We start from the raw sequence: 13,260 nt of genomic DNA, 5'->3' as shown, positions 1-13,260 counted from the left end.
GCGTTCCAACGAGGTTTCAAATGGCAAAGAAGATTGTCGGCTTTATCAAGCTGCAGATTCCTGCAGGTAAAGCCAACCCGTCGCCCCCCGTCGGTCCGGCGCTGGGCCAGCGCGGCCTGAACATCATGGAGTTCTGCAAGGCGTTCAACGCACAGACTCAAGGCATGGAGCCGGGCCTTCCGGTGCCGGTCGTCATCACGGCATACGCGGACAAGAGCTTCACGTTCGTGATGAAGACGCCGCCCGCGACGGTTCTGATCAAGAAGGCCGCGAAGGTCGACAAGGGCTCGAGCAAGCCCCACACCGACAAGGTCGGCAAGATCACCCGCGCACAAGCGGAAGAAATCGCGAAGACCAAGATGCCGGATCTTACGGCGGCTGATCTCGACGCGGCCGTTCGCACCATCGCTGGTAGCGCACGCTCGATGGGCATCACTGTGGAGGGCGTGTAAATGGCCAAGATCTCGAAGCGCCGTCAGGCATTTGCTGCTAAGGTCGATCGTCAGAAGCTGTATCCGATCGACGACGCACTCGCTCTCGTGAAGGAATGCGCGAGCGCGAAGTTCGACGAGTCGATCGACGTCGCAGTTCAACTCGGCATCGATGCGAAGAAGTCGGACCAGGTCGTTCGCGGTTCGGTCGTGCTGCCGGCCGGTACCGGCAAGTCGGTTCGTGTCGCCGTGTTCGCGCAAGGCGAGAAGGCCGAGCAAGCGCGCGCCGCAGGCGCCGAAGTGGTCGGCATGGAAGATCTCGCCGAGCAGATCAAGGCCGGTCAAATGGACTTCGACATCGTGATCGCTTCGCCGGACACGATGCGTATCGTCGGTACGCTCGGTCAGATCCTCGGCCCGCGCGGCCTGATGCCGAACCCGAAGGTCGGCACGGTCACGCCGGATGTCGCGACCGCGGTGAAGAACGCGAAGGCGGGTCAAGTGCAGTTCCGCGTCGACAAGGCCGGTATCATCCACGCGACGATCGGCCGTGCGTCGTTCGAGCCGACCGCGCTGCGCACGAACCTGTCCGCGCTGATCGAAGCGCTGCAGAAGGCGAAGCCGGCAACGAGCAAGGGTGTGTACCTGCGCAAGATCGCGCTGTCGAGCACGATGGGCGTCGGCGTTCGCGTCGACCACGGCTCGCTGGCTGCGCAGTAAGCGAAGTATCCGGGCCGCTTCGGTGAGAAGCGGCCCAAAAGGGCTTTGGGCGGTCGTTCGAAGAAGCATCGTCGAATGGCCGGTTATCAAAGACCGTTGGTGGGAAAGCAGCAGTCGGGCGATCCCTTAATGCAAGCCAACGCAGATGGCGAACCCGAAAAAGTTTTGCAGTGGTGAAGCGGGAGATCGGCGAGCAATCGACGGTTTTCAGCGGAAATACTCCTAACGAGTCGGACGCCGTTGTTGAACGAGGTGCGTGACGCGTCATGCGAAGCGCATCGTTTCTGGAGGCTAACCGTGCCGCTTAATAGAGAAGACAAGCAAGCCGTCGTTGCTGAGGTCGCCGCGCAAGTCGCGAAGGCCCAGACCGTTGTGCTCGCTGAGTATCGTGGAATTGCGGTTGGCGATCTGACCACGCTGCGCGCGAAAGCGCGTGAGCAGAAGGTTTACCTGCGCGTTCTGAAGAACACGCTGGCGCGCCGCGCCGTCGAAGGTACGCCGTTTGCTCCGCTGGCAGAGCAGATGACTGGCCCCCTGATCTACGGCATCTCGGAAGATGCCATTGCTGCTGCAAAGGTCGTCAACGACTTCAGCAAGAGCAATGACAAGTTGGTCATCAAGGCTGGTTCGTTCGATGGCAAGGTGATGGACAAGGCTGGCGTGCAAGCGCTCGCCAGCATCCCGAGCCGCGAAGAACTGCTCTCGAAGCTGCTGTTCGTCATGCAGGCGCCTGTTTCGGGCTTCGCGCGCGCACTGGCTGCGCTCGCCGAGAAGAAGCAAGCGGAAGCTGCTTAAGCGAACGCACATCAGCGTCACTGATCGCTGGCTGTATCCGAATTCAATTTAGGAGTATTTCAAATGGCAATCGCAAAAGAAGACATCCTGGCAGCAGTCGAAGGGATGACCGTTCTGGAACTGAACGAGCTGGTCAAGGCGTTCGAAGAGAAGTTTGGCGTGTCGGCTGCTGCTGTTGCAGTCGCGGGCCCGGCAGCCGGCGGCGCCGCTGCTGCTGCTGAAGAGAAGACCGAGTTCACGGTCGTTCTGGCTGAAGCGGGCAGCAACAAGGTTTCGGTCATCAAGGCCGTTCGCGAAATCACGGGCCTGGGCCTGAAGGAAGCGAAGGACCTCGTCGACGGCGCACCGAAGCCCGTCAAGGAAGGCGTCGACAAGGCTTCTGCAGAAGAAGCCAAGAAGAAGCTGGAAGACGCGGGCGCGAAGGTCGAACTCAAGTAAGTTCACGCGCGCTGTGCGAAGGCTGGCGGTTTTTCACCGCCGGCCTTTTTGTGCTTTGTGGAGGCAGTGTTTTGACACTCTTTGAAGAGGTCGGACGAGCGCCCACAGAAGCCAAAGAAAACCGCCCATCCACCGACGATCGGCGATTCTCTTTGTCTTCTGAAGCGACTGCAGAAGGCAAGTTTGGTCGGGCAGCGGGCAACACAGGCATCCGCTGCCGTCAGCCAGCGGTTGGTAGCGGCCAACCACCAAGCTTCTCGGCTCGTGCCGTCGGACGGCCATCGGGTCTCAGTCGGTGAACACTCGGGTTTGACACGTCCAGGTATCCCGCCTCGATAGCGCCCGTCGTGATTCGGAGATCGTATGCAATATTCCTTCACCGAGAAGAAGCGTATTCGCAAGAGTTTCGCGAAGCGCTCCATCGTTCACCAAGTGCCTTTCCTGCTGGCCACCCAGCTTGAATCATTCAGCACATTTCTGCAAGCCGATGTGCTGCCCGCGCAACGCAAGTCCGAGGGGTTGCAGGCCGCCTTCACATCGGTGTTTCCCATCGTCTCGCATAACGGCTTCGCTCGTCTCGAGTTCGTGAGCTATGCGTTGTCGTCGCCGGCATTCAACATCAAGGAATGCCAGCAGCGCGGCCTGACCTATTGCTCGGCATTGCGCGCGAAGGTGCGCCTCGTGCTCCTCGACAAGGAGTCGCCGAACAAGCCCGTCGTCAAGGAAGTGAAGGAACAGGAAGTGTACATGGGCGAAATTCCGCTCATGACGCCGACCGGTTCGTTCGTCATCAACGGCACCGAGCGCGTGATCGTGTCGCAGTTGCACCGTTCGCCCGGCGTGTTCTTCGAGCACGACAAGGGCAAGACGCACAGCTCGGGCAAGCTGCTGTTCTCCGCGCGGATCATTCCGTACCGCGGTTCGTGGCTCGACTTCGAATTCGATCCGAAGGACGTGCTGTACTTCCGCGTCGACCGTCGTCGCAAGATGCCGGTCACGATCCTGCTGAAGGCGATCGGCCTCACGCCGGAGCTGATCCTCGCGAACTTCTTCGTCTTCGACAACTTCACGCTGATGGACGAAGGCGCGCAGATGGAGTTCGTGCCCGAGCGCCTGCGCGGTGAAGTGGCCCGCTTCGACATCACCGATCGCGAAGGCAAGGTCATCGTCCAGAAGGACAAGCGGATCAACGCAAAGCACATTCGCGATCTCGAAACCGCGAAGACCAAGTACATCTCGGTGCCCGAAGACTATCTGCTCGGCCGCGTGCTGGCGAAGAACGTCGTCGACGGCGACACGGGCGAAGTGATCGCGAACGCGAACGACGAGATCACGGAAGGCGTGCTCGAGAAGCTGCGCGAGGCGAAGATCAAGGAAATCCAGACGCTCTATACGAACGATCTGGACCAGGGGCCGTACATCTCGTCGACGCTGCGTGTCGACGAAACCGTCGACAGGACGGCCGCGCGCATCGCGATCTACCGGATGATGCGCCCGGGCGAGCCGCCGACGGAAGAAGCCGTCGAGGCGCTCTTCAACCGCCTGTTCTACAGTGAAGATGCGTACGACCTGTCGAAGGTCGGCCGCATGAAGTTCAACCGCCGCGTCGGCCGTGACGAAATCACCGGCCCGATGACGCTGCAGGACGACGACATCCTCGCGACGATCAAGATCCTCGTCGAGCTGCGCAACGGCAAGGGCGAAGTGGACGACATCGACCACCTCGGCAACCGGCGCGTGCGCTGCGTCGGCGAACTGGCGGAAAACCAGTTCCGCGCGGGCCTCGTGCGCGTCGAGCGCGCGGTGAAGGAGCGCCTCGGCCAGGCCGAAAGCGAAAACCTGATGCCGCACGACCTGATCAACTCGAAGCCGATTTCGTCGGCGATTCGCGAGTTCTTCGGTTCGTCGCAGTTGTCGCAGTTCATGGACCAGACCAACCCGCTGTCGGAAATCACGCACAAGCGCCGTGTTTCCGCACTGGGCCCGGGTGGTCTCACGCGCGAGCGCGCGGGCTTCGAAGTCCGCGACGTGCACCCGACCCACTACGGCCGCGTGTGCCCGATCGAAACGCCGGAAGGCCCGAACATCGGTCTCATCAACTCGCTCGCACTGTATGCGCACCTGAACGAATACGGCTTCCTCGAGACGCCGTACCGCAAGGTCGCCGACAGCAAGGTGACCGACCAGATCGATTATCTGTCGGCGATCGAGGAAGGCCGCTACATGATCGCGCAGGCGAATGCCGCGATCGGCGAAGACGGCACGCTCGTCGACGAACTGGTGTCGTCGCGTGAAGCCGGCGAAACGATGATGGTCACGCCGGACCGCATCCAGTACATGGATGTCGCGCCGTCGCAGATCGTGTCGGTTGCGGCCTCGCTGATCCCGTTCCTCGAGCACGACGATGCGAACCGTGCGCTGATGGGCTCGAACATGCAGCGTCAGGCCGTGCCGTGTCTGCGTCCGGAGAAGCCCGTCGTCGGCACCGGCATCGAGCGCACCGTGGCGGTCGACTCGGGCACGACGGTGCAGGCGCTGCGCGGCGGCGTCGTCGACTATGTCGACGCGGGCCGTATCGTCATTCGCGTGAACGATGACGAAGCGGCCGCGGGCGAAGTCGGCGTCGACATCTACAACCTGATCAAGTACACGCGTTCGAACCAGAACACGAACATCAACCAGCGTCCGATCGTGAAGATGGGCGACAAGGTCTCGCGCGGCGACGTGCTGGCCGACGGCGCGTCGACGGACCTGGGCGAGCTCGCGCTCGGCCAGAACATGCTGATCGCGTTCATGCCGTGGAACGGCTACAACTTCGAGGATTCGATCCTGATCTCGGAGCGTGTCGTCGCGGACGATCGCTACACGTCGATCCACATCGAAGAGCTGAACGTGGTCGCTCGCGACACGAAGCTCGGGCCGGAAGAAATCACGCGCGACATCTCGAACCTCGCGGAAGTCCAGCTCGGCCGTCTCGACGAATCGGGCATCGTGTACATCGGCGCGGAAGTCGAAGCGGGCGACGTGCTGGTCGGCAAGGTCACGCCGAAGGGCGAAACCCAGCTCACGCCGGAAGAGAAGCTGCTGCGCGCGATCTTCGGCGAGAAGGCGTCGGACGTGAAGGACACGTCGCTGCGCGTGCCGTCGGGCATGAGCGGCACGGTGATCGACGTCCAGGTCTTCACGCGTGAAGGCATCCAGCGCGACAAGCGCGCGCAACAGATCATCGACGACGAACTGAAGCGCTACCGTCTCGACCTGAACGACCAGCTCCGCATCGTCGAAGGCGACGCGTTCCAGCGTCTCGCGCGCATGCTCGTGGGCAAGGTCGCGAACGGCGGTCCGAAGAAGCTCGCGAAGGGCACGAAGATCGACCAGGCCTACCTGGAAGACCTCGACCACTATCACTGGTTCGACATCCGCCTGGCGGACGACGAAGCGGCCGCCCAGCTCGAAGCGATCAAGAACTCGATCGAAGAGAAGCGCCACCAGTTCGACCTCGCGTTCGAAGAGAAGCGCAAGAAGCTCACGCAAGGCGACGAACTGCCGCCGGGCGTGCTGAAGATGGTCAAGGTGTACCTCGCGGTGAAGCGCCGTCTGCAGCCCGGCGACAAGATGGCCGGCCGTCACGGTAACAAGGGCGTCGTGTCGAAGATCGTTCCGGTCGAAGACATGCCGTACATGGCCGACGGCCGTCCGGCCGACGTCGTGCTGAACCCGCTCGGCGTGCCGTCGCGGATGAACGTGGGTCAGGTTCTGGAAGTGCATCTCGGCTGGGCCGCGAAGGGCCTCGGCTGGCGTATCGGCGAAATGCTGCAACGTCAGGCGAAGATCGAGGAGCTGCGCGTGTTCCTGACGAAGATCTACAACGAGTCGGGCCGCGCGGAAGATCTGGAAAGCTTCACCGACGACGAGATCCTCGAGCTCGCGAAGAACCTGCGCGAAGGCGTGCCGTTCGCGACGCCGGTGTTCGACGGTGCGACCGAGGAAGAAATGTCGAAGATGCTCGACCTCGCGTTCCCGGACGACATCGCCGAACAGCTCGACATGAACCCGTCGAAGAATCAGGTGCGCCTGTACGACGGCCGCACGGGCGAGCCGTTCGAGCGCCGCGTGACGCTCGGCTACATGCACTACCTGAAGCTGCACCACCTCGTCGACGACAAGATGCACGCGCGCTCGACGGGCCCGTACTCGCTCGTCACGCAGCAGCCGCTCGGCGGCAAGGCGCAGTTCGGCGGCCAGCGTTTCGGTGAAATGGAAGTGTGGGCGCTCGAAGCGTATGGCGCTTCGTACGTGCTGCAGGAAATGCTGACGGTGAAGTCGGACGACGTGACCGGCCGGACCAAGGTTTATGAAAACCTGGTCAAGGGCGACCATGTCATCGATGCCGGCATGCCCGAGTCGTTCAACGTGTTGGTGAAGGAAATCCGGTCGCTCGGTATCGACATCGACCTGGACCGGAACTAAAAGGACTACTGGAGAGAAGCGATGAAAGCTTTGCTCGATCTATTCAAGCAAGTCCAACAAGAAGAAATTTTTGACGCGATCAAGATCGGTCTGGCCTCGCCGGACAAGATCCGTTCGTGGTCGTTCGGCGAAGTGAAGAAGCCGGAGACGATCAACTACCGCACGTTCAAGCCCGAGCGCGACGGTCTGTTCTGCGCGAAGATCTTCGGCCCGACCAAGGACTACGAGTGCCTGTGCGGCAAGTACAAGCGCCTGAAGCATCGCGGCGTGATCTGCGAGAAGTGCGGCGTCGAAGTGACGCTCGCGAAGGTGCGTCGTGAGCGGATGGGCCACATCGAGCTCGCGTCGCCGGTCGCGCACATCTGGTTCCTGAAGTCGCTGCCGTCGCGTCTGGGCATGGTGCTGGACATGACGCTGCGCGACATCGAGCGCGTGCTGTACTTCGAAGCTTACGTGGTGATCGATCCGGGCATGACGCCGCTGAAGGCGCGTCAGATCATGACCGAAGAGGATTACTACAACAAGGTCGAGGAATACGGCGACGAATTCCGTGCCGAGATGGGCGCGGAAGGCGTGCGCGAGCTGCTGCGTTCGATCAACATCGACGAGCAGGTCGAGACGCTGCGCACCGAGCTGAAGAACACCGGCTCGGAAGCGAAGATCAAGAAGTACGCGAAGCGCCTGAAGGTGCTCGAGGCGTTCCAGCGCTCGGGCATCAAGCCCGACTGGATGATCCTCGAAGTGCTGCCGGTGCTGCCGCCGGAGCTGCGTCCGCTCGTGCCGCTCGACGGCGGCCGTTTCGCGACGTCGGATCTGAACGACCTGTACCGCCGCGTGATCAACCGGAACAATCGGCTGAAGCGTCTGCTCGAGCTGAAGGCGCCGGAAATCATCGTCCGCAACGAAAAGCGGATGCTGCAGGAAGCCGTCGACTCGCTGCTCGACAACGGCCGCCGCGGCAAGGCAATGACGGGCGCGAACAAGCGTCCGCTGAAGTCGCTCGCCGACATGATCAAGGGCAAGGGCGGCCGTTTCCGTCAGAACCTGCTCGGCAAGCGCGTCGACTATTCGGGCCGTTCGGTGATCGTGGTCGGCCCGACGCTGAAGCTGCACCAGTGCGGTCTGCCGAAGCTGATGGCGCTCGAACTGTTCAAGCCGTTCATCTTCAACAAGCTGGAAGTGATGGGGGTAGCTACGACCATCAAGGCGGCGAAGAAGGAGGTCGAGAACCAGACGCCGGTGGTGTGGGACATCCTCGAAGAGGTGATCCGCGAGCACCCGGTGATGCTGAACCGCGCGCCGACGCTGCACCGTCTCGGCATCCAGGCGTTCGAGCCCGTGCTGATCGAAGGCAAGGCGATCCAGTTGCACCCGCTCGTCTGCGCGGCGTTCAACGCCGACTTCGACGGTGACCAGATGGCCGTTCACGTGCCGCTGTCGCTCGAAGCGCAGATGGAAGCGCGCACGCTGATGCTCGCGTCGAACAACGTGCTGTTCCCGGCGAACGGCGATCCGTCGATCGTGCCGTCGCAGGATATCGTGCTGGGCCTGTACTACGCGACCCGCGAAGCGATCAACGGCAAGGGCGAAGGCCTCACGTTCACCGGCGTGTCGGAAGTGATCCGCGCGTACGAGAACAAGGAAGTCGAGCTTGCATCGCGCGTGAACGTGCGGATCACCGAAATGGTCCGCAACGAGGACACGTCCGAAGGCGCGCCGGAATTCGTGCCGAAGATCTCGCTGTACGCGACGACCGTCGGCCGCTCGATCCTGTCGGAAATCCTGCCGCCGGGCCTGCCGTTCTCGGTGCTGAACAAGCCGCTGAAGAAGAAGGAAATCTCGCGCCTGATCAACACCGCGTTCCGCAAGTGCGGCCTGCGCGCGACCGTCGTGTTCGCCGACCAGTTGATGCAGTCGGGCTTCCGTCTCGCGACGCGCGCCGGCATCTCGATCTGCGTCGACGACATGCTCGTGCCGACGCAGAAGGAACAGATCGTCGGCGACGCCGCGAAGAAGGTGAAGGAGTACGACCGCCAGTACATGTCGGGTCTCGTCACCGCGCAGGAACGCTACAACAACGTGGTCGACATCTGGTCGGCGACGTCGGAAGCGGTCGGCAAGGCGATGATGGAGCAACTGTCGACGGAGCCGGTGATCGATCGCGACGGCAACGAGACGCGCCAGGAATCGTTCAACTCGATCTACATGATGGCCGACTCGGGCGCCCGGGGCTCGGCGGTGCAGATTCGCCAGTTGGCCGGTATGCGCGGCCTGATGGCGAAGCCGGACGGCTCGATTATCGAGACGCCGATTACCGCGAACTTCCGCGAAGGCCTGAACGTGTTGCAGTACTTCATCTCGACCCACGGCGCGCGTAAGGGTCTGGCTGATACGGCACTGAAGACCGCGAACTCGGGTTATCTGACGCGTCGTCTCGTCGACGTCACGCAGGATCTGGTGGTGGTCGAGGACGATTGCGGCACGAGCAACGGCGTCGCGATGAAGGCGCTGGTCGAAGGCGGTGAAGTCGTCGAAGCGCTGCGCGACCGTATCCTCGGCCGCGTCGCGGTTGCGGACGTCGTGAATCCGGAAACGCAGGAAACGCTGTACGAATCGGGCACGCTGCTCGACGAAACGGCGGTCGAGGAAATCGAACGCCTCGGCATCGACGAAGTGCGCGTGCGCACGCCGCTGACCTGCGAAACGCGTTATGGCCTGTGCGCATCGTGCTACGGCCGCGACCTCGGCCGCGGCTCGCTCGTGAACGTCGGCGAAGCAGTCGGCGTGATCGCGGCGCAGTCGATCGGCGAACCGGGCACGCAGTTGACGATGCGTACGTTCCACATCGGTGGTGCGGCGTCGCGTGCGGCGGTGGCTTCGTCGGTCGAAGCGAAGAGCAACGGTATCGTGCGCTTCACGTCCACGATGCGCTACGTCACCAACGCGAAGGGCGAGCAGATCGTCATTTCCCGTTCGGGTGAAGCGATGATCACCGACGACATCGGCCGCGAGCGCGAGCGTCACAAGGTGCCGTACGGCGCGACGCTGCTGCAGCTCGACGGCGCAAGCATCAAGGCAGGCACGCAACTCGCCACGTGGGACCCGCTGACGCGCCCGATCATCACCGAGTACGGCGGTACGGTGAAGTTCGAGAACGTCGAGGAAGGCGTGACGGTCGCCAAGCAGATCGACGACGTGACCGGCCTGTCGACGCTCGTCGTGATCGACGTGAAGCGGCGCGGCTCGCAGGCGTCGAAGAGCGTTCGTCCGCAGGTGAAGCTGCTCGATGCGAACGGCGAGGAAGTGAAGATCCCCGGCACGGAGCACGCGGTGCAGATCGGCTTCCAGGTCGGCGCGCTGATCACCGTGAAGGACGGCCAGCAGGTGCAGGTGGGTGAAGTGCTCGCACGTATCCCGACCGAAGCGCAGAAGACGCGTGACATTACCGGCGGTCTGCCGCGGGTGGCGGAACTGTTCGAGGCGCGTTCGCCGAAGGATGCGGGCATTCTCGCGGAAGTCACCGGCACGACGTCGTTCGGCAAGGACACGAAGGGCAAGCAGCGTCTCGTCATCACGGATCTCGAGGGCAACCAGCACGAGTTCCTGATCGCGAAGGAAAAGCAGGTGCTGGTCCACGATGCCCAGGTCGTCAACAAGGGCGAAATGATCGTGGACGGCCCGGCCGATCCGCACGACATCCTGCGTCTGCAGGGGATCGAGGCGCTGTCGCGCTATATCGTCGACGAAGTGCAGGACGTGTACCGTCTGCAGGGCGTGAAGATCAACGACAAGCACATCGAAGTGATCGTGCGTCAGATGCTGCGCCGCGTGCAGATCGTCGACAACGGCGACACGCGCTTCATTCCGGGCGAGCAGGTCGAGCGTTCGGATATGCTGGACGAGAACGATCGCATGATCGCGGAAGACAAGCGCCCGGCGACGTACGAGAACATCCTGCTGGGTATCACGAAGGCGTCGCTGTCGACCGATTCGTTCATCTCCGCGGCATCGTTCCAGGAAACGACCCGCGTGCTGACCGAGGCGGCGATCATGGGCAAGCGCGACGACCTGCGCGGCCTGAAGGAAAACGTGATCGTCGGCCGTCTGATCCCGGCCGGTACGGGTCTCGCGTTCCACAAGGCGCGCAAGGCGAAGGAGCAATCCGATCGCGAGCGCTTCGACCAGATCGCAGCGGAAGAAGCGTTCGAGTTCGGCACGCCGGGCACGCCCGCCGAAGAGCCGCAGCACCCGGCGGAGTAAGCGAAGCGGCGCGAGCCGCTTTGCCTGCCAGTCGATGACGCCGCCCGGTTTCGACCGGGCGGTTTTTTTTGTGCGCACCGCGCGGCCGCGAGCCGGCCGAACGGACAACGTGCGACCTTCGTCCACCTTTCGCGGCGGCGACGTTGGTAAAATTCCGCTCACCGGCTCTTTTCGCAGTCCATCCATCTCCAGATCCATGTCCCGCGCGCTCGAAATTCTCAACGAAGTCTTCGGCTATCCCGCCTTCCGAGGTCAACAGGGCGAGATCGTCGAGCACGTTGCGGCGGGCGGCGATTGTCTCGTGCTGATGCCCACGGGCGGCGGCAAGTCGCTCTGCTACCAGATCCCGGCGCTCGTGCGCAGCGAGGCGGGCCGCGGCGCGGGCATCGTCGTGTCGCCGCTCATCGCGCTGATGCAGGATCAGGTCGCCGCGCTGTCCGAAGTCGGCGTGCGCGCCGCGTATTTGAACTCGACGCTGTCGGGCGCCGAGGCGGCCGCGACCGAACGCGCGTTGCGCGACGGCGACATCGATCTGCTCTACGTCGCGCCCGAGCGGCTGATGACGCCGCGCTTCCTCGATCTGCTCGAGCGCGCGCGCATCGGCCTCTTCGCGATCGACGAGGCGCACTGCGTGTCGCAGTGGGGGCACGATTTCCGGCCCGAGTACATCCAGTTGTCGGTGCTGCACGAGCGCTTCCCGGACGTGCCGCGAATCGCGCTGACCGCGACCGCCGACGCGATCACGCGCGACGAGATCGTCCATCGTCTGGCGCTCGACGACGCGCGAATTTTCGTGTCGAGCTTCGATCGGCCGAACATCCGCTACCGGATCGTCGAAAAGGATAACGCGCGCTCGCAATTGCTCGACTTCATTCGCGCGGAGCACACGAATGCGGACGGCACGACCGACGCGGGCGTCGTCTACTGCCTGTCGCGCCGCAAGGTCGAGGAGACGGCCGAATGGCTGAAGGCGCAAGGGGTTCGCGCGCTGCCGTATCACGCGGGAATGGAGTTCGAGATCCGGCAGAAGCACCAGGAGATGTTCCAGCGCGAAGAAGGGGTCGTGATGTGCGCGACGATCGCGTTCGGCATGGGCATCGACAAGCCGGACGTGCGCTTCGTCGCGCACCTGGATCTGCCGAAGAGCGTCGAAGGCTACTACCAGGAGACCGGGCGCGCGGGCCGCGACGGCCTGCCGGCGAACGCATGGATGGCGTACGGGCTCGGCGACGTCGTGCAGCAGCGCAAGATGATCGACGAATCGGAGGCCGACGACACGCACAAGCGCGTTCAGACGTCGAAGCTCGACGCGCTGCTCGGGCTGTGCGAGACGGCGTCGTGCCGCCGGGTGCGCCTCCTCGCGTATTTCGGCGAGACGAGCGGCCCGTGCGGCAATTGCGACACCTGCCTCGAGCCGCCGGCGACATGGGACGCGACGCGCGAGGCGCAGATGGCGCTGTCGTGCGTATTCCGCGCGCAGCGCGCGAGCGGCTTCAATTTCGGCGCGAGCCATCTGATCGAAGTGCTGCGCGGCGCGCGCACCGAGAAGGTCCAGCAGCGCGGCCACGATAGTCTCAGCACGTTCGGCATCGGCGCCGAATTGTCCGAAGCCGAATGGCGCGCGATCTTCCGGCAACTCGTCGCGTTCGGCTATCTGGCCGTCGACCACGGCGGCTTCGGCGCGCTCGTGCTGACGGAAGCGAGCAAGCCGGTGCTCAAGGGCGAGGAGAAGGTCACGCTGCGCCGCTACGTGAAGCCGGCGCGCACTCGACAGTCGTCTGGCCGTAGTGGCGCGCGCGTCGATCCGACGACCGGCATGAGCGCGCGCGAGCGCGCGTGCTGGGAGCGCCTGCGCGCGTGGCGCGCGGAAACGGCGAAGAGCGACGGCGTGCCCGCATACGTGATCTTCCACGACGCGACGCTCGCGGAGATCGCGCGCAACGCGCCGGAATCGATCGACGATCTGCGCCATATCCCCGGAATCGGCGCGCGCAAGCTCGATCGCTTCGGCGACGAGATTCTCGAGGTCGTCGAAGCGGCCTGACCGGGCCGCTCGCCTTCAGATTCTGGCACCAAAAATCACGCAAGCTGTTGACTCGCTTGGGATTTTCAGAATATCATGCCGGGTTCCGGTTCTTGGTGGGTT

General features: G+C 63.3%; 7 protein-coding genes. All 7 read left to right on the top strand.

Annotated features, from left to right (window positions below; translation table 11 throughout):
• Positions 1 to 20: 20 nt before the first annotated feature.
• The 7 genes from rplK (at position 21) to recQ (ending at position 13,158) form a co-directional block, all read left to right on the top strand.
• Positions 21 to 452, top strand: coding sequence for a 50S ribosomal protein L11 (gene rplK, locus WT16_RS16040; RefSeq protein WP_004198368.1), 432 nt, complete (start codon positions 21 to 23; stop codon positions 450 to 452).
• A complete protein-coding gene (gene rplA, locus WT16_RS16035; protein ID WP_006029837.1) occupies positions 453 to 1,151 on the top strand; it encodes a 50S ribosomal protein L1 in 699 nt (232 codons plus the stop codon). It begins immediately after the preceding gene.
• Positions 1,152 to 1,448: 297 nt separating this feature from the next.
• Positions 1,449 to 1,946, top strand: coding sequence for a 50S ribosomal protein L10 (gene rplJ, locus WT16_RS16030; protein ID WP_006400668.1), 498 nt, complete (start codon positions 1,449 to 1,451; stop codon positions 1,944 to 1,946).
• A 63-nt stretch (positions 1,947 to 2,009) separates the two neighbouring features.
• The gene (gene rplL, locus WT16_RS16025) at positions 2,010 to 2,384 is read left to right on the top strand and encodes a 50S ribosomal protein L7/L12 (RefSeq protein ID WP_006029839.1); all 375 of its coding nucleotides are present in this window, start codon (positions 2,010 to 2,012) and stop codon (positions 2,382 to 2,384) included.
• A 363-nt stretch (positions 2,385 to 2,747) separates the two neighbouring features.
• Positions 2,748 to 6,854, top strand: coding sequence for a DNA-directed RNA polymerase subunit beta (gene rpoB, locus WT16_RS16020; RefSeq protein WP_006029840.1), 4,107 nt, complete (start codon positions 2,748 to 2,750; stop codon positions 6,852 to 6,854).
• A gap of 21 nt (positions 6,855 to 6,875) precedes the next feature.
• The gene (rpoC, locus tag WT16_RS16015; protein WP_009913853.1) at positions 6,876 to 11,114 is read left to right on the top strand and encodes a DNA-directed RNA polymerase subunit beta'; all 4,239 of its coding nucleotides are present in this window, start codon (positions 6,876 to 6,878) and stop codon (positions 11,112 to 11,114) included.
• A gap of 196 nt (positions 11,115 to 11,310) precedes the next feature.
• On the top strand, positions 11,311 to 13,158 hold the full coding sequence (recQ, locus tag WT16_RS16010) for a DNA helicase RecQ (protein ID WP_006029842.1): 1,848 nt from the start codon (positions 11,311 to 11,313) through the stop codon (positions 13,156 to 13,158).
• The last annotated feature ends 102 nt before the right edge of the window (positions 13,159 to 13,260 follow it).

Origin of the sequence: Burkholderia sp. MSMB1589WGS (assembly GCF_001636105.1) — a bacterium.
Lineage (GTDB): Bacteria > Pseudomonadota > Gammaproteobacteria > Burkholderiales > Burkholderiaceae > Burkholderia > Burkholderia humptydooensis.
The sequence above is the reverse complement of the archived record's forward strand: the minus strand, read 5'-3'. Positions and strand labels throughout refer to the sequence as shown.

What these genes read in the sequence shown, in the direction of transcription:
- rplA (WP_006029837.1), top strand. Translation starts at nt 453, where the DNA reads ATGGCCAAGATCTCGAAGCGCCGTCAGGCATTTGCTGCTAAGGTCGAT.
- rplL (WP_006029839.1), top strand. Translation starts at nt 2,010, where the DNA reads ATGGCAATCGCAAAAGAAGACATCCTGGCAGCAGTCGAAGGGATGACC.
- rpoC (WP_009913853.1), top strand. Translation starts at nt 6,876, where the DNA reads ATGAAAGCTTTGCTCGATCTATTCAAGCAAGTCCAACAAGAAGAAATT.
- rpoB (WP_006029840.1), top strand. Translation starts at nt 2,748, where the DNA reads ATGCAATATTCCTTCACCGAGAAGAAGCGTATTCGCAAGAGTTTCGCG.
- recQ (WP_006029842.1), top strand. Translation starts at nt 11,311, where the DNA reads ATGTCCCGCGCGCTCGAAATTCTCAACGAAGTCTTCGGCTATCCCGCC.
- rplK (WP_004198368.1), top strand. Translation starts at nt 21, where the DNA reads ATGGCAAAGAAGATTGTCGGCTTTATCAAGCTGCAGATTCCTGCAGGT.